General features: G+C 32.6%; 14 protein-coding genes and 1 pseudogene. 13 read left to right on the top strand and 2 right to left on the bottom strand.

What is annotated here, in order from left to right:
• Positions 1-269 precede the first annotated feature (269 nt).
• Positions 270-683 carry a universal stress protein gene (locus AA076_RS08650; RefSeq protein ID WP_000277602.1) on the bottom strand — a complete coding sequence of 138 codons (414 nt, stop codon included), beginning with the start codon at positions 681-683 and terminating at the stop codon, positions 270-272.
• A 204-nt stretch (positions 684-887) separates the two neighbouring features.
• On the opposite strand from AA076_RS08650, the gene AA076_RS08645 reads away from it, so the two are divergent.
• From AA076_RS08645 to AA076_RS15110, 9 genes and pseudogenes are all read left to right on the top strand, one after another.
• Complete coding sequence (locus AA076_RS08645) at positions 888-2,186, top strand: CBS domain-containing protein (RefSeq protein WP_000160435.1); 1,299 nt, start codon at positions 888-890, stop codon at positions 2,184-2,186.
• Positions 2,187-2,446: 260 nt separating this feature from the next.
• The gene (gene pde2, locus AA076_RS08640) at positions 2,447-3,388 is read left to right on the top strand and encodes a pApA hydrolase Pde2 (protein WP_000626074.1); all 942 of its coding nucleotides are present in this window, start codon (positions 2,447-2,449) and stop codon (positions 3,386-3,388) included.
• A 20-nt stretch (positions 3,389-3,408) separates the two neighbouring features.
• Positions 3,409-6,606: a DNA polymerase III subunit alpha gene (locus tag AA076_RS08635; protein WP_000226907.1), complete on the top strand. Its 3,198-nt coding sequence runs from the start codon at positions 3,409-3,411 to the stop codon at positions 6,604-6,606.
• 449 nt (positions 6,607-7,055) lie between these two features.
• On the top strand, positions 7,056-8,285 hold the full coding sequence (ystJ, locus tag AA076_RS08630) for an NADP-dependent malic enzyme (protein WP_000058383.1): 1,230 nt from the start codon (positions 7,056-7,058) through the stop codon (positions 8,283-8,285).
• Between the two features lie 194 nt (positions 8,286-8,479).
• A complete protein-coding gene (gene accD, locus AA076_RS08625; protein WP_000471571.1) occupies positions 8,480-9,337 on the top strand; it encodes an acetyl-CoA carboxylase, carboxyltransferase subunit beta in 858 nt (285 codons plus the stop codon).
• On the top strand, positions 9,337-10,281 hold the full coding sequence (locus AA076_RS08620; RefSeq protein WP_000883645.1) for an acetyl-CoA carboxylase carboxyltransferase subunit alpha: 945 nt from the start codon (positions 9,337-9,339) through the stop codon (positions 10,279-10,281). The genes accD and AA076_RS08620 overlap by 1 nt, the downstream gene beginning before the upstream one ends.
• Before the next feature lie 268 nt (positions 10,282-10,549).
• A complete protein-coding gene (pfkA, locus tag AA076_RS08615; protein WP_000717561.1) occupies positions 10,550-11,518 on the top strand; it encodes a 6-phosphofructokinase in 969 nt (322 codons plus the stop codon).
• A gap of 21 nt (positions 11,519-11,539) precedes the next feature.
• Complete coding sequence (gene pyk, locus AA076_RS08610) at positions 11,540-13,297, top strand: pyruvate kinase (RefSeq protein WP_001232648.1); 1,758 nt, start codon at positions 11,540-11,542, stop codon at positions 13,295-13,297.
• Between the two features lie 640 nt (positions 13,298-13,937).
• A pseudogene (locus AA076_RS15110) lies at positions 13,938-15,589 on the top strand (IS1182 family transposase).
• Positions 15,590-15,621: 32 nt separating this feature from the next.
• On the opposite strand, the gene AA076_RS08595 reads toward AA076_RS15110, so the two are convergent.
• Positions 15,622-16,983: an amino acid permease gene (locus AA076_RS08595; RefSeq protein ID WP_000818525.1), complete on the bottom strand. Its 1,362-nt coding sequence runs from the start codon at positions 16,981-16,983 to the stop codon at positions 15,622-15,624.
• Between the two features lie 347 nt (positions 16,984-17,330).
• On the opposite strand from AA076_RS08595, the gene AA076_RS08590 reads away from it, so the two are divergent.
• From AA076_RS08590 to pnpS, 4 genes are all read left to right on the top strand, one after another.
• The gene (locus AA076_RS08590; protein WP_001836266.1) at positions 17,331-18,452 is read left to right on the top strand and encodes a citrate synthase; all 1,122 of its coding nucleotides are present in this window, start codon (positions 17,331-17,333) and stop codon (positions 18,450-18,452) included.
• 48 nt (positions 18,453-18,500) lie between these two features.
• A complete protein-coding gene (icd, locus tag AA076_RS08585; RefSeq protein WP_000123165.1) occupies positions 18,501-19,769 on the top strand; it encodes an NADP-dependent isocitrate dehydrogenase in 1,269 nt (422 codons plus the stop codon).
• Between the two features lie 389 nt (positions 19,770-20,158).
• Positions 20,159-20,863 carry a response regulator gene (locus AA076_RS08575; protein WP_000080028.1) on the top strand — a complete coding sequence of 235 codons (705 nt, stop codon included), beginning with the start codon at positions 20,159-20,161 and terminating at the stop codon, positions 20,861-20,863.
• A complete protein-coding gene (gene pnpS, locus AA076_RS08570) occupies positions 20,863-22,524 on the top strand; it encodes a two-component system histidine kinase PnpS (RefSeq protein ID WP_011443641.1) in 1,662 nt (553 codons plus the stop codon). Before AA076_RS08575 ends, pnpS begins: the two co-directional genes overlap by 1 nt.
• The last annotated feature ends 280 nt before the right edge of the window (positions 22,525-22,804 follow it).

The following is a 22,804-nucleotide window of genomic DNA, read 5'->3' as shown; positions in this document are numbered from 1 at the left end:
TAATCTATGTGGAAGTTATCGTCTGCATATTTTTAGTGGGTGTTTTTATATTCTACTGATTCAGTTACGACGTGGACGGGGGACATCAGTGGTTCTTTATCATTTCTGACCTACTCTCGTAATTTTAGTTTTATACAATTAGACATTGATTATAAATTTACTACGATATAAAAAATCCAGAACCACAGTCATAATCGTTTCTTGTATTTACTCAGTCGTTTGAGACTGCATCATGATTGAAAGATTATTTGTGATTCTGGATAAAAATTTTATTTAACGATTAATACAGGGATAGTCGCACGTTTTGCTACTTTGTGGCTGACACTTCCAAGTACAAATTTCTTTTTGTCTTCTGCTTTACGGTTACTTAAAACAACAATTTCATATTTACCGCTATTAGCATGTTTTAATAGTTCTTCTTTTGCATTACCACGAACAATTATTTGGTCATAATCAATACCATAATCTTCTAAAGCTTTGCGTGTTTTTTCCAATCGCTTGCTTCGTTCTTCAGTAAGTTTGTTTAAATGAACACCTGCTTTAATTGATGCTTGAGCATCTTGTTCGCTGATTGCGTTTAAAACTGTTACGACTGTACCTTCGCCAGCTAATTTAGACACTTCTTTTAGTGCTTTTTCATTTTTTAACTGAGTGTCTACACCAAGTAATATATTTTTATACATTAGTACATCCCTCCTCACTTACATTCTAATAAATAATAATGGATTTTTCCATTTAAAATTAAAGATTTTGTGATCTTTGTGTTTGTTGTATATTTTCAAAAAATAAAATAGGTGAAACGATCATTATTTCATTTCACTTCAATGCTTTTTATCCAAAATAAAGTTATAATGTAGTTAATACTGTTCGAAAAGAAGAGGTAAAGAATGACAAAACATGAACAAATTTTAGATTATATTGAATCGTTATCTATAGGCTCTAAAATTTCGGTGCGTAAAATCGCTAAATTTTTAAACGTATCTGAAGGGACAGCATATCGTGCAATTAAAGATGCTGATAAAATGGGCATGGTCGCAACGATAGATCGTGTTGGTACGGTTCGAATCGAAAAACGTAATCGTAATGAAATTGAACATTTAACTTTTAATGAAATTGTCAATATTATTGATGGCCAAGTGTTAGGTGGCAACAAAGGTATCACTAAGATGGTATCTAAATTTGCAATTGGAGCAATGGAACTCAAAGATATTTTAAAGTATATTGGTCCAAAGACATTATTGATTGTCGGAAATCGTGAAGATGTGCAGATTGAAGCTTTAAAAAGAGGTACGGCTATATTAATTACTGGTGGATTTAAGCCATCTAATAAAGTTATTAATTTTGCGAATGAACATGATTTACCTGTTCTATCATCAAGTTATGATACATTCCTAGTTGCAAATATTATCAACAAAGCACTTTTTAATCAGAAAATACGAAAAGATATCTTAATAGTTCAAGATATAATGACGCCATTAGATGATTTATCTGTGCTGTTTGATACGATGAAAATAGCAGATTATAAGCGTATGGCGAATCGAACTGGCCATACAAGATTTCCGGTAGTCAATGAGTCGTATAAATTAGTAGGTATTGTAACAAGTCGAGAGATGATTAATACAAAGGACGACGACGAAATAGATAAAGTGATGACGCGAAATCCTATTTATGTAAATGCTATGAGTACAGTAGCAAGTTGTGCGCATATGATGATTTGGGAAGGTATTGAATTGATTCCTGTCGTTTCGAGTAATAAAAAGACAGTGGGTGTGATTAATAGACAAGATGTTTTAAAGTCTATGCAACTTTTAGGAAGACAGCCTCAGATGGGTGAAACAATTAACGATCAAATCGCCAAATATATAACAATGAATCAAGATGGAATTACAGTAGAAGTTTCACCACTTTTAATCAATCATTACGGAACAGTAAGTAAAGCGGCATTTGTAAGTATTATAGAAGAAACAATACAATATGAAATGCGTAAATTTAAAAAAGGTAATGTCATGATAGAGAACTTAAATATCGTGTATATTAAAACAGTACCTATTGAATCACATATAACAGTGCGCTTTGGCATACTAGACGTCGGAAGAAACTTCGCCAAAATAGAAGTGAACATGCATAGTCAAAACGACAAAGTAGCGAGCGCTCTCGTGATATGCCAAATGTTTGACGAAGTATAGGAACTTAGCAGAGAAAATAGGCATAAGATAGATTTCGCACAAACGTTGGGGCCCCACCCCAACTTGCATTGTTTGTAGAAATTAGGGGTCCAATTTCTCTGTGTTGGGGCCCCTGAACTAAATAGTATGAAAATATATATATCTAAATAATTAAAACGGGCAAATAGTTTAATATGGTAGTAACAATTTTTATAATTTAGATATTTTGATATAGACTAATGCTTAAATTAAGCAACTTTTCTAAAAAAGGGAGTATGAAAATGATTAGTACTTTGAATGAAATTATGAAATGTATCGAAGACAACGATACAATTATTATACACAGACATGTTAGACCAGATCCTGATGCATATGGTTCACAACTTGGTTTAAAATACTATATTCAGCAGAAATTTCCGCAAAAGCAAGTATTTGCAGTGGGTGAAGCGGAATCATCATTAAGTTTTATTGGAGAGTTAGATAACATTGATGATAAAACATATCAAGATGCGCTTGTAATTGTATGTGATACTGCCAATGCTCCACGAATTGACGATGAACGTTATAGTACAGGTCGTAAACTTATTAAAATAGATCATCATCCTGCAGTTGATCAGTATGGTGATATTAATTTAGTTAATACGAACGCGTCATCTACAAGTGAAATCATTTACGATTTAATCTCACATTTTAATGATGAAGCAATTGTTAATAAAGATATCGCGAGCGTTTTATATCTTGGTATCGTCGGTGATACTGGGCGATTCCTTTTTAACAATACCTCAGAACATACTATGGAAATTGCTGGAAAGTTAATTGGGCATGATATTGATCATAATGCGCTTTTAAATAAAATGATGGAGAAGGACCCAAAAATGTTGCCGTTTCAAGGTTATGTTTTACAACATTTCGAACTTATGGATGATGGATTCTGCCAAGTTAAAATAACTGAAGATGTATTGGAGCAATTCGGTATTCAGCCAAATGAAGCATCTCAGTTTGTTAATACAATTGCTGACATCAAAGGCTTGAAAATATGGGTATTTGCAGTCGATGAAGGTAATGAAATCAGATGTCGATTACGTTCTAAAGGGCAATTGATTATTAATGATATTGCGCAAGATTTTGGTGGCGGTGGTCATCCGAATGCGTCAGGAGTTTCAGTGGACAGCTGGGATGAATTTGAGCAACTTGCTACAGCTTTACGCACAAAACTTAACTAATAGAAAGGGGCCATTCAATCATGGTGGCATATTTAAATATTCATACGGCTTATGATTTGTTAAATTCAAGCTTAAAAATAGAAGATGCCGTAAGACTTGCTGTGTCTGAAAATGTTGATGCACTTGCCATAACTGACACCAATGTATTGTATGGTTTTCCTAAATTTTATGATGCATGTATAGCAAATAACATTAAACCGATTTTTGGTATGACAATATATGTGACAAATGGATTAAATACAGTCGAAACAGTTGTTCTAGCTAAAAATAATGATGGATTAAAAGATTTGTATCAACTATCATCGGAAATAAAAATGAATGCATTAGAACATGTGTCGTTTGAATTATTAAAACGATTTTCTAACAATATGATTATCATTTTTAAAAAAGTCGGTGATCAACATCGTGATATTGTACAAGTGTTTGAAACCCATAATGACACATATATGGACCACCTTAGTATTTCGATTCAAGGTAGAAAACATGTTTGGATTCAAAATGTTTGTTACCAAACACGTCAAGATGCCGATACGATTTCTGCATTAGCAGCTATTAGAGACAATACAAAATTAGACTTAATTCATGATCAAGAAGATTTTGGTGCACATTTTTTAACTGAAAAGGAAATTAATCAATTAGATATTAACCAAGAATATTTAACGCAGGTTGATGTTATAGCTCAAAAGTGTGATGCAGAATTAAAATATCATCAATCTCTACTTCCTCAATATGAGACACCTAATGATGAATCAGCTAAAAAATATTTGTGGCGTGTCTTAGTTACACAATTGAAAAAATTAGAACTTAATTATGACGTCTATTTAGAGCGATTGAAATATGAGTATAAAGTTATTACTAATATGGGTTTTGAAGATTATTTCTTAATAGTAAGTGATTTAATCCATTATGCGAAAACGAATGATGTGATGGTAGGTCCTGGTCGTGGTTCTTCAGCTGGCTCACTGGTCAGTTATTTATTGGGAATTACAACGATTGATCCTATTAAATTCAATCTATTATTTGAACGTTTTTTAAACCCAGAACGTGTAACAATGCCTGATATTGATATTGACTTTGAAGATACACGCCGAGAAAGGGTCATTCAGTACGTCCAAGAAAAATATGGCGAGCTACATGTATCTGGAATTGTGACTTTCGGTCATCTGCTTGCAAGAGCAGTTGCTAGAGATGTTGGAAGAATTATGGGGTTTGATGAAGTTACATTAAATGAAATTTCAAGTTTAATCCCACATAAATTAGGAATTACACTTGATGAAGCATATCAAATTGACGATTTTAAAGAGTTTGTACATCGAAACCATCGACATGAACGCTGGTTCAGTATTTGTAAAAAGTTAGAAGGTTTACCAAGACATACATCTACACATGCGGCAGGAATTATTATTAATGACCATCCATTATATGAATATGCCCCTTTAACGAAAGGGGATACAGGATTATTAACGCAATGGACAATGACTGAAGCCGAACGTATTGGGTTATTAAAAATAGATTTTCTAGGGTTGAGAAACTTATCGATTATTCATCAAATCTTAACACAAGTCAAAAAAGATTTAGGTATTAATATTGATATCGAAAAGATTCCGTTTGATGATCAAAAAGTGTTTGAATTGTTGTCGCAAGGAGATACGACTGGCATATTCCAATTAGAGTCTGACGGTGTAAGAAGTGTATTAAAAAAATTAAAGCCGGAACACTTTGAAGATATTGTTGCTGTAACTTCTTTGTATAGACCAGGTCCAATGGAAGAAATTCCAACTTACATTACAAGAAGACATGATCCAAGCAAAGTTCAATATTTACATCCGCATTTAGAACCTATATTAAAAAATACTTACGGTGTTATTATTTATCAAGAGCAAATTATGCAAATAGCGAGCACATTTGCAAACTTCAGTTATGGTGAAGCGGATATTTTAAGAAGAGCAATGAGTAAAAAAAATAGAGCTGTTCTTGAAAGTGAGCGTCAACATTTTATAGAAGGTGCAAAGCAAAATGGTTATCACGAAGACATTAGTAAGCAAATATTTGATTTGATTCTGAAATTTGCTGATTATGGTTTTCCTAGAGCACATGCTGTCAGCTATTCTAAAATTGCATACATTATGAGCTTTTTAAAAGTCCATTATCCAAATTATTTTTACGCAAATATTTTAAGTAATGTTATTGGAAGTGAGAAGAAAACTGCTCAAATGATAGAAGAAGCAAAAAAACAAGGTATCACTATATTGCCACCGAACATTAACGAAAGTCATTGGTTTTATAAACCTTCCCAAGAAGGCATTTATTTATCAATTGGTACAATTAAAGGTGTTGGTTATCAAAGTGTGAAAGTGATTGTTGATGAACGTTATCAGAACGGCAAATTTAAAGATTTCTTTGATTTTGCTAGACGTATACCGAAGAGAGTCAAAACGAGAAAGTTACTTGAAGCACTGATTTTAGTGGGAGCGTTTGATGCTTTTGGTAAAACACGTTCAACGTTGTTGCAAGCTATTGATCAAGTGTTGGATGGCGATTTAAACATTGAACAAGATGGTTTTTTATTTGATATTTTAACGCCAAAACAGATGTATGAAGATAAAGAAGAATTGCCTGATGCACTTATTAGTCAGTACGAAAAAGAATATTTAGGATTTTATGTTTCGCAACACCCAGTAGATAAAAAGTTTGTTGCCAAACAATATTTAACGATATTTAAATTGAGTAACGCGCAGAATTATAAACCTATATTAGTACAGTTTGATAAAGTTAAACAAATTCGAACTAAAAATGGTCAAAATATGGCATTCGTCACATTAAATGATGGCATTGAAACTTTAGATGGTGTGATTTTCCCTAATCAGTTTAAAAAGTACGAAGAGTTGTTATCACATAATGACTTGTTTATAGTTAGCGGGAAATTTGACCATAGAAAGCAACAACGTCAACTAATTATAAATGAGATTCAGACATTAGCCACTTTTGAAGAACAAAAATTAGCATTTGCCAAACAAATTATAATTAGAAATAAATCACAAATAGATATGTTTGAAGAGATGATTAAAGCTACGAAAGAGAATGCTAATGATGTTGTGTTATCCTTTTATGATGAAACGATTAAACAAATGACTACTTTAGGCTATATTAATCAAAAAGATAGTATGTTTAATAATTTTATACAATCCTTTAACCCTAGTGATATTAGGCTTATATAACTTTTATCAACTAATAAATTATGATATAGTAAACTGATGGTTAGATATTTTTTAACCATCAGTTTGCGTTTATATTAGTTTTTTATGCTTATTATTTTTATGAGTTTCACTTTACATTATTGATTAATCCATAAGAATAATTAGCACAAAAAGCAGTATACATAAATTGAGTAAAGAATTTTGTCGATATATCGTGCGGAAAAATAATAACTTTTTGATATATTGGTTTTTGCTATCCATTATAATAATTAAAGGTATATCTTTAGATAGTATGGTTTAATGTATCTTTATAAATATTATTTTATTATCGTTTATCGCTATTTGTGTTACATAATCAAAACCATAAATTCTTACTCATTCAGATTTACCCAATATTTTTACTTTTATAATGTAATGCGTTTTATCCAAGTTATTTTTTAAAAATAAATATTGAATTAGGGGCTGATTTCATGTCATTAAGAGATGAAGCATTGGAAATGCACAAACGTAATCAAGGTAAATTAGAAGTTAAACCAAATGTAAAAGTTACTAATAAAGAGGAATTAAGTTTAGCATACTCACCTGGCGTTGCTGAACCGTGTAAAGATATTTATGAAGATAAAAGAAAAGTATATGATTACACAATTAAAGGAAATACAGTTGCAGTTATTACTGATGGAACAGCGGTATTAGGTTTAGGTAACATTGGACCTGAAGCAAGTATTCCTGTAATGGAAGGTAAAGCAGTATTATTCAAAAGCTTCGCTGGTATCAATGGGGTGCCTATTGCGTTAAATACAACTGATACCGAAGAAATCATTAAAACAGTTAAGTTGTTAGAACCTAATTATGGTGGTATTAATTTAGAGGATATTTCGGCACCACGTTGTTTTGAAATTGAAGAACGATTGAAAAAAGAAACTAATATTCCGGTATTCCATGACGATCAACATGGTACAGCAATTGTAACATTGGCAGGTTTGGTAAATGCATTGAGAGTTGTTAACAAAGATATTGCTAAAATAAAAGTTGTACTAAATGGTGCTGGTGCAGCAGGAATAGCCATTGTTAAATTACTATACGCGTATGGTGTAAGAAATATGGTTATGTGTGACTCAAGAGGCGCAATTTTTGAAGGACGTTCATATGGTATGAATCCTACGAAAGATGTTGTAGCAAAATGGACAAATAAAGATAAGATTGAAGGGTCTTTAGAAGAAGTCGTAAAAGACGCAGATGTATTTATCGGGGTTTCTGTAGCTAATGCGCTGTCACAAGATATGGTTAAGAGTATGGCAGATAATCCAATTATATTTGCAATGGCTAATCCAAATCCTGAAATAATACCTGATGATGCCAAAGCGGCAGGTGCACGAGTTGTTGGTACAGGACGTTCAGACTATCCTAACCAAATTAATAATGTATTAGCTTTCCCTGGTATTTTTAGAGGTGCATTAGAGGTTGAAGCTACACATATAAATGAAGAAATGAAAAAGGCAGCTGTAGAAGCGATTGCTGATTTAATCGATAGTTCTGAATTAAATGAAGACTACTGTATCCCAGGACCGTTTGATAAACGTGTAGCGCCATCAGTTGCTCGTAATGTTGCTAAAGCGGCAATGGAATCTGGAGTAGCTAGGATTGAAGTTGATCCGCAAGATGTGTATGATAAAACAATGAAACTTACAGATTTACAATAAAAATAATTAACGTTTAATTAAATTGCTTAAAAGTTAGCAATAAAGAGTCATTAAAATGATGAAAATGAAAGTTTATGATAAACATTCAACAGTCAAACGAATATAAATCAAATAAATTTAAACCCGTTTTTAACTGGTCAAGTTCAGTTTAAGGCTCTAAATGGTTAGAACAGAGGTTATTTGGAGGTTTTCCTATGTTTAAAGATTTTTTTAATCGAACAAAGAAAAAGAAATATCTTACAGTACAAGACTCTAAAAATAATGATGTGCCTGCAGGTATTATGACTAAGTGTCCAAAGTGTAAGAAAATTATGTACACAAAAGAATTAGCTGAAAATTTAAATGTGTGCTTTAATTGTGATCATCATATTGCTTTAACTGCGTATAAACGTATAGAAGCAATTTCTGATGAAGGATCATTTACAGAATTCGATAAGGGAATGACCTCTGCGAATCCATTAGATTTTCCAAGTTATTTAGAAAAAATTGAAAAGGACCAACAAAAGACAGGTCTTAAAGAAGCAGTTGTGACTGGTACAGCACAACTAGATGGTATGAAATTTGGCGTTGCTGTCATGGATTCACGTTTTAGAATGGGAAGTATGGGATCGGTTATCGGTGAAAAGATATGTCGCATCATTGATTACTGCACTGAGAACCGTTTACCATTTATTCTTTTCTCTGCAAGTGGTGGTGCACGTATGCAAGAAGGTATTATTTCCTTGATGCAAATGGGTAAAACCAGTGTATCTTTAAAACGTCATTCTGACGCTGGACTATTATATATATCATATTTAACACATCCAACTACTGGTGGTGTATCTGCAAGTTTTGCATCAGTTGGTGATATAAATTTAAGTGAGCCAAAAGCGTTGATAGGTTTTGCAGGTCGTCGAGTTATTGAACAGACAATAAACGAAAAATTGCCAGATGATTTCCAAACTGCAGAATTTTTATTAGAGCATGGACAATTGGATAAAGTTGTACATCGTAATGATATGCGTCAAACATTGTCTGAAATTCTAAAAATCCATCAAGAGGTGACTAAATAATGTTAGATTTTGAAAAACCACTTTTTGAAATTCGAAATAAAATTGAATCTTTAAAAGAATCTCAAGATAAAAATGATGTGGATTTACAAGAAGAAATTGACATGCTTGAAGCGTCATTGGAACGAGAAACTAAAAAAATATATACAAATCTAAAACCATGGGATCGTGTGCAAATTGCGCGTTTGCAAGAAAGACCTACGACCCTAGATTATATTCCATATATCTTTGATTCGTTTATGGAACTACATGGTGATCGTAATTTTAGAGATGATCCAGCAATGATTGGTGGTATTGGCTTTTTAAATGGTCGTGCTGTTACAGTTATTGGACAACAACGTGGAAAAGATACAAAAGATAATATTTATCGAAATTTTGGTATGGCGCATCCAGAAGGTTATCGAAAAGCATTACGTTTAATGAAACAAGCTGAAAAATTCAATCGTCCTATCTTTACATTTATAGATACAAAAGGTGCATATCCTGGTAAAGCTGCTGAAGAACGTGGACAAAGTGAATCTATCGCAACAAATTTGATTGAGATGGCTTCATTAAAAGTACCAGTTATTGCGATTGTCATTGGTGAAGGTGGCAGTGGAGGTGCTCTAGGTATTGGTATTGCCAATAAAGTATTGATGTTAGAGAATAGTACTTACTCTGTTATATCTCCTGAAGGTGCAGCGGCATTATTATGGAAAGACAGTAATTTGGCTAAAATTGCAGCTGAAACAATGAAAATTACTGCCCATGATATTAAGCAATTAGGTATTATAGATGATGTCATTTCTGAACCACTTGGCGGTGCACATAAAGATATTGAACAGCAAGCTTTAGCTATTAAATCAGCGTTTGTTGCACAGTTAGATTCACTTGAGTCATTATCACGTGATGAAATTGCTAATGATCGCTTTGAAAAATTCAGAAATATCGGTTCTTATATAGAATAATCAACTTGAGCATTTTTATGTTAAATCGATACTGGGTTTTACCATAAATTGAAGTACATTAAAACAATAATTTAATATTTAGATACTGAATTTTAACTAAGATTAGTAGTCAAAATTGTGGCTACTAATCTTTTTTTAATTAAGTTAAAATAAAATTCAATATTTAAAACGTTTACATCAATTCAATACATTAGTTTTGATGGAATGACATATCAATTTGTGGTAATTTAGAGTTAAAGATAAATCAGTTATAGAAAGGTATGTCGTCATGAAGAAAATTGCAGTTTTAACTAGTGGTGGAGATTCACCTGGAATGAATGCTGCCGTAAGAGCAGTTGTTCGTACAGCAATTTACAATGAAATTGAAGTTTATGGTGTGTATCATGGTTACCAAGGATTGTTAAATGATGATATTCATAAACTTGAATTAGGATCAGTTGGGGATACGATTCAGCGTGGAGGTACATTCTTGTATTCAGCAAGATGTCCAGAGTTTAAGGAGCAAGAAGTACGTAAAGTTGCAATCGAAAACTTACGTAAAAGAGGGATTGAGGGCCTTGTAGTTATTGGTGGTGACGGTAGTTATCGCGGTGCACAACGCATCAGTGAGGAATGTAAAGAAATTCAAACTATCGGTATTCCTGGTACGATTGACAATGATATCAATGGTACTGATTTTACAATTGGATTTGACACAGCATTAAATACGATTATTGGCTTAGTCGACAAAATTAGAGATACTGCGTCAAGTCACGCACGAACATTTATCATTGAAGCAATGGGCCGTGATTGTGGAGATCTAGCATTATGGGCTGGATTATCAGTTGGTGCTGAGACAATTGTAGTTCCAGAAGTGAAAACAGATATTAAAGAAATAGCTGATAAAATTGAACAAGGTATTAAACGTGGTAAGAAACACTCAATCGTTCTTGTAGCAGAAGGTTGTATGACTGCGCAAGATTGTCAAAAAGAATTATCACAATACATCAATGTTGATAATAGAGTGTCTGTGTTAGGTCACGTTCAACGTGGTGGTAGCCCAACAGGTGCGGATAGAGTTTTAGCATCACGTTTAGGTGGATATGCGGTAGACTTATTAATGCAAGGTGAAACAGCTAAGGGTGTTGGAATTAAGAACAATAAAATTGTAGCAACATCTTTTGATGAAATTTTTGATGGTAAAGATCATAAATTTGATTATAGTCTATATGAACTTGCTAACAAGTTATCTATATAAGATTTCAGGAGGAATTATAAAATGAGAAAAACTAAAATTGTATGTACAATTGGACCAGCTTCAGAATCAGAAGAAATGATTGAGAAATTAATCAATGCTGGTATGAACGTTGCACGATTAAACTTTTCACATGGTAGTCATGAAGAGCATAAAGGTAGAATTGATACAATTCGTAAAGTAGCTAAAAGATTAGACAAAATTGTAGCAATTTTATTAGATACAAAAGGTCCAGAAATTCGTACGCATAATATGAAAGACGGTATCATTGAACTTGAACGTGGCAACGAAGTTATTGTTAGCATGAATGAAGTTGAAGGAACACCTGAAAAGTTCTCAGTAACATATGAAAACTTAATTAACGATGTTCAAGTAGGTTCATACATTTTACTTGATGATGGCTTAATTGAATTACAAGTTAAAGATATTGACCATGCTAAAAAAGAAGTTAAATGTGATATTTTAAACTCTGGTGAGCTTAAAAACAAAAAAGGTGTTAACTTACCTGGCGTAAGAGTAAGTTTACCTGGTATTACAGAAAAAGATGCTGAAGATATCCGTTTCGGTATTAAAGAAAATGTTGACTTCATTGCAGCAAGTTTCGTACGTCGTCCTAGTGATGTTTTAGAAATTCGTGAAATTTTAGAAGAACAAAAAGCTAACATTTCAGTATTCCCTAAAATTGAAAACCAAGAAGGTATTGATAATATTGCGGAAATTCTTGAAGTGTCTGATGGTTTAATGGTTGCACGTGGTGACATGGGTGTTGAAATTCCACCTGAAAAAGTACCAATGGTTCAAAAAGATTTAATCAGACAATGTAACAAATTAGGTAAACCAGTTATTACAGCTACACAAATGTTAGATTCTATGCAACGTAACCCACGTGCTACACGTGCAGAAGCTAGTGACGTTGCCAACGCAATCTATGATGGTACAGATGCAGTAATGTTATCTGGTGAAACTGCTGCTGGTTTATATCCTGAAGAAGCTGTTAAAACAATGAGAAATATTGCTGTATCAGCTGAAGCAGCCCAAGATTACAAAAAGTTATTGTCAGATCGTACTAAATTAGTTGAAACTTCATTAGTGAATGCTATCGGTATTTCGGTTGCACATACAGCTTTAAACTTAAATGTTAAAGCAATTGTAGCTGCTACTGAAAGTGGTTCAACGGCACGTACTATCTCCAAATATCGTCCACATTCAGACATTATTGCGGTGACTCCAAGTGAAGAAACTGCACGTCAATGTTCAATTGTTTGGGGAGTTCAACCTGTAGTTAAAAAAGGACGTAAGAGTACAGATGCATTGTTAAACAATGCAGTTGCAACAGCTGTTGAAACTGGTAGAGTATCTAATGGTGATTTAATCATTATTACTGCTGGTGTACCAACTGGTGAAACTGGAACTACTAATATGATGAAAATCCACCTAGTTGGTGACGAAATTGCTAATGGTCAAGGTATTGGACGTGGATCAGTTGTTGGTACTACGTTAGTTGCTGAAACTGTTAAAGATTTAGAAGGTAAAGATTTATCTGACAAAGTTATCGTTACTAACTCAATCGATGAAACGTTTGTACCTTATGTAGAAAAAGCTTTAGGCTTAATTACAGAAGAAAATGGTATTACATCACCAAGTGCAATTGTTGGTTTAGAAAAAGGTATTCCAACAGTTGTAGGTGTAGAAAAAGCTGTTAAAAACATAAGCAATAACATGTTAGTTACGATTGATGCTGCTCAAGGTAAAATCTTTGAAGGATATGCAAACGTACTATAATTTATAAAAAAACGTCTTTCCATTTATCAACAATGGAAAGGCGTTTTTTGGTTCATCTGGTATTTTATGACGTAATTAATAGGTTATTTGATAATGATAGTGTATGAATGGCAATCTATATAAATGTTTATATCTTTTATACATGTACATTATCACCTTCAAACTTTCACTCATATTACTTTGGAAATTTATTATAAAATAGAAGTATGGATGTATTTCTGAAATGATACATTATTAAATAGATGAGAAAGTAAAAGTTTTGAGCCAAGTACGCAATTTAATATTATAAGTTGCATATAAAACAGGATGGGACATAAATCCCTAAAAAAACAGCAGTAAGATAATTTTCAATTAGAAAATATCTTACTGCTGTTCTCTATTTATACAATACTTCGTATTGAATGGCTTCGCTTTCCTAGGGTGCCGTCTCAGCCTCGGTCTTCGACTGGCACTGCTCCCTCAGGAGTCTCGCCATTAATACTACGTATTAACATGTAATTTTACTTTTACATACTTTAAAAAAATAAAACACTTTGCCCAACTTGCACATAAATGTAAAATTCAATAAAATGAATTTTCTGTGTTGGGTCCCTTCGTATAATTTAATAAATACCACTAAACTAAATTAACGAGGTGCCTTATGTATAAAATTTATAACATGACCCAACTTACACTACCAATAGAAACCTCTGTTAGAATTCCTCAAAATGATATTTCGCGATATGTTAATGAAATTGTTGAAACGATACCTGATAGCGAATTCGATGAATTCAGACATCATCGTGGCGCAACATCCTATCATCCAAAAATGATGTTAAAAATCATCTTATATGCATATACTCAATCTGTATTTTCTGGTCGTAGAATAGAAAAATTACTTCATGACAGTATTCGAATGATGTGGTTAGCTCAAGATCAAACACCTTCTTATAAAACTATTAATCGTTTTAGAGTGAATCCTAATACTGATGCGTTAATTGAATCTTTATTTATTCAGTTCCATAGTCAATGTTTAAAGCAAAATCTTATTGATAATAATTCAATTTTTATTGATGGTACAAAAGTAGAAGCTAATGCCAATAGATATACATTTGTGTGGAAGAAAAGTATTCAAAATCACGAATCGAAATTGAACGAAAATTCAAAAACATTATATCGTGACTTAGTTGAAGAAAAAATAATACCAGAGATAAAAGAAGATGGAGATAGCGATTTAACAATAGAAGAAATAGATTTAATTGGTAGTCATTTAGATAAAGAAATCGAAGATTTAAATCATTCTATTGAGAACGAAGATTGTGCTCAAATTAGAAAACAGACCCGTAAAAAAATAACTGAGATTAAGAAGTTCAAAAAGAAATTTGATGATTATTCCGAAAGAAAAAATAAATATGAAGAACAAAAATCGATTCTTAAAGATAGAAATAGTTTTTCTAAAACTGATCTGATCATGATGCAACTTTTATGAGAATGAAGGAAGACCATATGAAAAATGGCCAACTTAAGCCAGGATACAATTTACAAATAGCGACAAATTCTCAATTTGTTTTATCCTATGACCTATTTCAAAACCCAACAGATACTAGAACATTAATCCCATTTTTAACAATGATTCAAAATACCTTCGGTTATTTACCAGAGTATATTGTAGCTGATGCAGGTTATGGTAGTGAGCAAAACTATATGGCTATTATAGATGATTTTAATAAAACGCCACTTATTACGTATGGCATGTTTATTAAAGATAAAACTAGAAAGTTTAAAAGTGGCATTTTCAACACTCAAAATTGGAAATATGACGAACTTAATAATGAATTTATATGTCCTAATAACAAAAGAATAGGTTTTAAAAGATATGCATACCGTAATGATAGATATGGTTTTAAACGAGACTTCAAACTATATGAATGTGATGACTGTTCATCATGTTCTTTGAGACATCAATGCATGAAACCAAATTCGAAATCCAATAAGAAAATCATGAAGAATTATAATTGGGAATACTTTAAAGTCCAAATTAATCAAAAGCTTTCTGAACCAGAAACGAAAAACATCTATAGTCAAAGAAAAATTGATGTAGAGCCTGCTTTTGGATTTATGAAGGCTATTTTGGGTTTCACTCGAATGTCAGTTCGAGGAATAAATAAAGTTAAACGAGAGCTAGGTTTTGTATTGATGGCACTTAATATAAGGAAAATAGCAGCTCAACGAGCTGTACATTATAAAATACATATCAAAAAAGCTGATTTCTATCAAATAATTAATAGAAATCAGCTTTTTTACATTGCCTAAGAACTTAATGTCCCAAGCCCTAAAACTTGTTGTTATTTATTTGATTTAGCAGCGATACGTTTATATCTTAAGTACATAAATGCTAAAAGTATAAACCAAATCGGAATAAAATAAATTGCACGTCTTGTATCAACATTAATAAATAATAACCCGAACACAAAAATGAAGAATACAAATATTAAGTAGCCCATATATTTGCCACCTAATAGTTTGTACGTAGCATTTTTATGTAGATCTGGGTTTTTACGACTATAATTGATATATGCAATGATAATCAGACCCCATACAACTAAAAATAACACTGTAGAGATGGTAGTCACATACGTAAATACTTTTGTCGCATCTGGGAAAATATAGTTTAGTAATGCTGCCACAAGTAATAATGCTGATGAAGCAAAGATTGCAACATGTGGAACGCCATATTTATTCGTCTTAGAAAAGTTCGGAGGTGCTTGTTGTTGACTTGATAAACCGAAAAGCATACGGCTATTTGAGAATATACCACTGTTACATGATGAAGCAGCAGCGGTTAATACTACAAAATTAATCAAGCCCGCAGCAAACGGAATTCCGATCAATGCGAATAATTTTACGAATGGACTGTTATCAGGATCAACTTGCTGCCAAGGGATAATAGACATGATAACCGCTAACGCCCCAACGTAAAATATTAAAATTCTAATGGGTACACTGTTAATTGCTTTTGGAATTGTTTTAACTGGATCTTTTGTTTCCCCAGCTGTAACACCAATCATTTCAATTCCTACAAATGAGAATAGTGCCATTTGGAAAGACATAAAGAATCCAGAAGCACCTTTAGCGAATATGCCGTGTTCATATAGATTTGTGAAACTGGCATGCCCGAATTGAGTTTTAAATGCAAATAGAATCATGACGAAACCAACTACTATTAAACCAATAATTGTCGCTATTTTAATGATAGAGAACCAAAATTCTAATTCTCCGAAAAGTCTTGCGCTAAGTAGGTTGAATGACATTAATAACAGTACACAAAATAGTGCACTTATCCAGTTTGGAATTTCTGGGAACCAAAAGCTAACATATTTTGCCACAGCCGTTACTTCAGCCATACCTGTAATAATCCAACAGAACCAGTATGTCCATCCGGTAACAAATCCTGCAAAAGGCCCAATATATGTATTGGTTACATCTGCGAAAGATTTAAATTCAGTATTCTGTATAATGATTTCTCCTAAACCTCGCATAAACATAAATAACATAAATCCTATAATGATGTATGTTAATAGAATTGAAGGGCCGGTTAATGCAATCGTTTGACCAGCACCTAAGAATAAGCCTGTACCAATTGCACCGCCAATTGCAATTAATTGTATGTGGCGATTGCTCAGTTCCCTTTGTAATTTTTCAGCCATAATACATCTCCCTTAAATATAGATATGTTTATTATGCACTTATATTGAGATATATACAATTATTTTCGGTAAAAATGTGTAAAATTCCATGTTAATATACTTTGGTTTTTATAATCATATATAATAACCAATTGAAAATTTAATTCTATTGTAAAATTCATGGATTATTCACATCTTGAAAAAGCTTTAATGGTGCTATTTGTGGCTATTCTGTGACATTTACATAGATTTACAAAAAAATTGTTGCACATATAATGCCAGTTTTTATATTTCACAAACGAAATGCGTTTAGCTATAATATTAGTTGAAAGCCATTTCATAAAGAAACAGTAAAGGGGAAATTTATCATGGCAGAATTACAAAGAGGTTTAGAAGGGGTTATCGCAGCGGAGACTAAAATAAGTTCAATTATTGAAAGTCAATTGACTTATGCCGGCTATGATATTGATGATCTAGCTGAAAATGCGCAATTTGAAGAAGTTATTTTCCTATTATGGAACTATAGATTGCTAAACGAAGAAGAGCTTGCTCATCTAAAAGGGAAATTAAATCAATACATGACATTAAATCCTCGTGTGTATACACATTTTGAGGAGTATGTTACAGATCACGTGCATCCAATGACAGCATTACGTACGTCATTATCATATATTGCACATTTCGATCCTGATGCTGAAAATGAATCAGATGAAAATCGTTATGAAAGAGCAATGCGTATACAGGCTAAAGTAGCATCATTAGTTACAGCGTTTGCTCGAGTAAGACAAGATAAAGAACCACTTAAGCCTAATCCTGACTTAAGTTATGCGGCAAACTTCCTATATATGTTACGTGGGGAATTACCAACAGATATAGAAGTAGAAGCCTTCAATAAAGCACTTATTTTACACGCTGATCATGAGTTGAACGCATCTGCATTTACGGCACGTTGTGCGGTATCATCATTGTCAGATATGTACTCAGGTATTGTAGCAGCCGTAGGTTCTCTGAAAGGGCCATTACATGGTGGTGCAAACGAACAAGTTATGACGATGTTATCTGAGATTGGGTCAATTGAAAATGTTGATGCTTACTTAGATGAAAAATTTGCTAATAAAGATAAAGTAATGGGCTTCGGTCATCGTGTATATAAAGATGGTGATCCTAGAGCGAAATATTTAAGAGAAATGAGCCGTCAAATTACGAAAGACGCTGGTCGTGAAGAATTATTTGAAATGTCAGTGAAAATGGAAAAACGTATGGCAGAAGAAAAAGGATTAATTCCTAATGTTGATTTTTATAGTGCGAGTGTTTATCACTGTATGGAAATACCTCATGACTTATTCACGCCAATCTTTGCTGTAAGTCGTTCTGCAGGATGGATTGCTCATATTTTAGAACAATATAAAGATAATAGAATTATGCGTCCTAGAGCGAAATATATTGGCGAAACGAATCGTAAGTATATCCCGCTTGAAGAAAGAAAATAATCAATACAAATTAAAAATGAAGATGTAAAATTTGGAGGTAAAATAACTATGACTGCAGAAAAAATTACTCAAGGAACTGAAGGATTAAACGTACCTAATGAACCAATTATCCCATTTATTATCGGTGATGGAATTGGACCGGATATTTGGAAGGCAGCAAGCCGAGTTATAGATGCTGCTGTTGAGAAAGCCTATAATGGCGAAAAACGCATTGAATGGAAAGAAGTGCTAGCTGGCCAAAAAGCATTTGATACAACTGGTGAATGGTTACCTCAAGAAACACTTGATACAATTAAAGAATATTTAATTGCTGTTAAAGGACCTTTAACAACACCAATTGGTGGTGGTATTAGATCATTAAATGTGGCTTTACGCCAAGAATTAGATTTATTTACTTGCTTAAGACCGGTACGTTGGTTTAAAGGAGTACCATCACCTGTTAAACGTCCACAAGATGTTGATATGGTTATTTTCCGTGAAAATACTGAAGACATTTATGCTGGTATTGAATTTAAAGAAGGTACAACAGAAGTTAAAAAGGTAATTGACTTCTTACAAAACGAAATGGGTGCGACAAACATTCGATTCCCAGAAACTTCAGGTATTGGTATTAAACCAGTTTCTAAAGAAGGAACTGAGCGATTAGTTAGAGCAGCTATACAATATGCTATCGATAATAACCGTAAATCAGTTACTTTAGTTCATAAAGGTAATATTATGAAATTTACAGAAGGCTCATTTAAGCAGTGGGGTTACGATTTAGCATTATCTGAATTTGGTGATCAAGTATTCACTTGGCAACAATATGACGAAATTGTTGAAAATGAAGGCAGAGATGCTGCTAATGCTGCTCAAGAAAAAGCTGAAAAAGAAGGCAAGATTATCATTAAAGATTCTATTGCTGACATTTTCTTACAACAAATTTTAACTCGTCCAGCTGAGCATGATGTTGTAGCAACTATGAACTTGAATGGTGACTATATTTCAGATGCTTTAGCTGCACAAGTTGGTGGTATTGGTATTGCGCCAGGTGCAAACATTAATTATGAAACAGGTCATGCTATTTTTGAAGCAACACATGGTACAGCTCCAAAATATGCAGGTTTAAATAAAGTGAATCCATCTTCAGTAATTTTAAGTTCTGTATTAATGTTAGAACATTTAGGATGGCAAGAAGCGGCAGATAAGATTACAGATTCAATTGAAGATACAATTGCTTCAAAAGTTGTTACTTATGACTTTGCCCGTTTAATGGATGGTGCTGAAGAAGTTTCTACATCAGCATTTGCAGATGAATTGATTAAAAATTTAAAATAAGCAAAATAAAATTAGGTGAGTCTAGCAACTTTAATTGCTAGGTTCGCCTTTTTAAATGAATTGAAGTTGGCAACAGGATAGAAATAATAAAGAGTCACCAATGATTGATTATGTAGTGTTTCTTACACATTAGACAAAGCGAATATGTACATAAGCTTAGGAATAAATGAGTAAAACTCATGCATAGGTAGTGGGATAGAAATGCTATTTTTACAAAATTTATTTCGTTGTCCCAGAGTAAGTCATGCAAATGATAGAAGGAAATATAAGAAGTATTTTATTTATATGTAAAGTAATGTAAAAAATGTGTAAAGATAATGTGTAGGATGTTATTTTTATAAATAGTTCGGTTATAATGTAAATATAATTATAAGTTAGGGAGGCATACCATGTCGCAAAAAGTGTTGGTAGTAGATGACGAACATTCAATCGTAACATTACTTAAATATAACTTAGAAACAGCTGGTTATGAAGTTGTTGTCGCATTTGATGGTGATGAGGCTTTAGAAAAGGTAGAAAGTGAACAGCCAGATTTAATTATTTTAGATGTTATGCTACCTAAAAAAGATGGCATTGACGTATGTAAGACTGTAAGAACAAATAAAAATTTAGTCCCTATATTAATGTTAACGGCGAAAAATGATGAATTTGATCGGGTATTAGGTTTAGAATTAGGTGCCGATGACTATATGACTAAGCCTTTTTCACCTAGAGAAGTTGTTGCCCGTGTGAAAGCCATTTTAAGACGTTCTCAATTTGTAAAAGAAGTAGAAGAGATTGACGATGATATTACCATCGGATCGATACGTATTAGACCCGATTATTTTGAAGTATATAAGCATAATGAGTTATTGGAGCTAACACCGAAAGAATTTGAACTCTTGCTTTATTTGATAGAAAGACAAGGCAGAGTCATTACGAGAGAGCATATGTTAAATACGGTATGGAATTATGAATTTGCAGGAGACTCAAGAATTGTTGATGTACATATCAGTCATTTAAGAGATAAATTAGAAGATAATCCTAAGAAGCCACAACTTATTAAAACTGTGCGTGGCTTAGGCTATAAATTGGAAAGACCTAAAGAACAATGATGAAGTTTCACCACCGCTTAATGTTATTGATAAGCAGTATATTAATTATCAGTTTTGTTACATTAGGCATTATTATTCACGCTTCCATCACATATGTTTTATCAGAAAAACACGAACAAGCTCTAGCAACAGATGCAAGATCATATATTTATTTAGTCCAAGATAATGAGATTGATAAAGTTAAAAAAATTGTAAAACAGCAAAATATAGATTTATTGATAACTAAGCATGATAAAAAGGTGTTTAGTAGTGGCAAACTGAAAGCTATCCCAAATAGTGATAGCTATATTCAAAAAAGGGACGTTTTTATTTTTAATAAGAAGGTTAACGGTTATCATGTATGGATTAAAGGTTACAATAACGATATTACAGAAATGCATTGGACGTTGTGGAAATATCTTATTTTGACATGTTTAGTTGTACTCATTTGTCTGTATTTTGCAAGCCGTAGTTTTAAGCGTACATTAATCCGTCCCATTCAAGAAGTTACTTATGCAACACAATTGTTGGCAAATGGTTATTATCACATACGTGTACCTGAAAGTAATGTTGTAGAAACTAAAGCGCTTTTTGTGTCTACCAATGATTTAGCACGACGCCTTCAAAAGCTTAATAATGAGCAAAAAATTCAATCCAACCGTTTAAAAACAACGATTGAAAATATTCCAAGTGCTATTTTAATGATAGATCGAAATGGAAAAATCGTTGTTGCAAATAAAGCGTATTATGAACAGTTCAACATCTCGCATAATATTGAACAAGTAGGCTATCACGGCTATGTTAATACTGAAATTGAGCAATTAATTTTAGAAAGTTTTAAAGTTGAAAAACCTATTTATGAACAATTGGAAGTTGCAATAAACCAAGTCCATGCCAAGTACTTTGATATTTCATGCGTTCCGATTTTAACTAGGTCTCAAAAAAGTTTGCAAGGGATTTTAGTTGTGATGCATGATATAACAAATCTGAAACAACTTGAAAATCTAAGACGTGAATTTGTAGCAAATGTTTCACATGAATTAAAAACACCTATTACTTCAATTAAGGGGTTTGCTGAAACGCTTATTGATGGTGCAAAAAATGATGCGGAATCATTAGACATGTTTTTAAACATAATTTTAAAAGAATCAAATCGAATAGAATCTTTAGTAACAGATCTGTTAGATTTATCGCATATTGAGCAACATACAGAGTTAGATACAGACTATATGAATTTATCAGATTTAACGCGGCGTATTATTGATAATATGATGACTCAAGCCAATCAAAAAAATATTTCCATTCATACTGATATTGAAAAAGATGTCATTGTTAAAGCACAAGAAAGTAAAATTGCTCAAGTTATCACGAATTTGTTAACGAATGCAATTAACTATTCTTATGAAGATGGAGATATTAACGTTCGTGTGTATCGAGATGACTTTCGTGTCATTTTCGAAGTACAAGATTTTGGTATAGGTATTAAATTAGAAGACCAACAACGTATTTTTGAAAGATTTTATAGAGTAGATAAAGCACGAAGTAGAGATTCTGGTGGGACAGGTCTTGGATTATCAATTACAAAGCATATAGTAGAGGCCCACCAAGGCAATATTGAAGTGAATAGTCAAGTTGGCAAAGGCTCAACGTTCAAAGTTATTCTAAAAGATTATAAAGAATAAAAATTAAAGTGGTAACAGCGCGTGTATTTTTCACGAAGTTGTTGCTGCTTTTTTATTTCGTTCAAATCTCTATTGGTATTAAATTAGAGTTAATGAAGTGGAATAAATTCGGTTGTCAATTTTGTCATTTGTATATGTCGATTTGTAAGTTATAAGTAATAGATTGTTGTGAATCAAGCAATTTTATAATATATTTATTATAATAAAGAAATTTTAGTAACGCGCTTGAAATAGATGCTTAATTAAAAAGTAATAAGTTTTATTTGAACGGAAATAAATC

The sequence above is a fragment of the Staphylococcus aureus genome, from assembly GCF_001027105.1.
GTDB classification, from domain to species: Bacteria; Bacillota; Bacilli; order Staphylococcales; family Staphylococcaceae; genus Staphylococcus; species Staphylococcus aureus.
The sequence above is the reverse complement of the archived record's forward strand: the minus strand, read 5'-3'. Positions and strand labels throughout refer to the sequence as shown.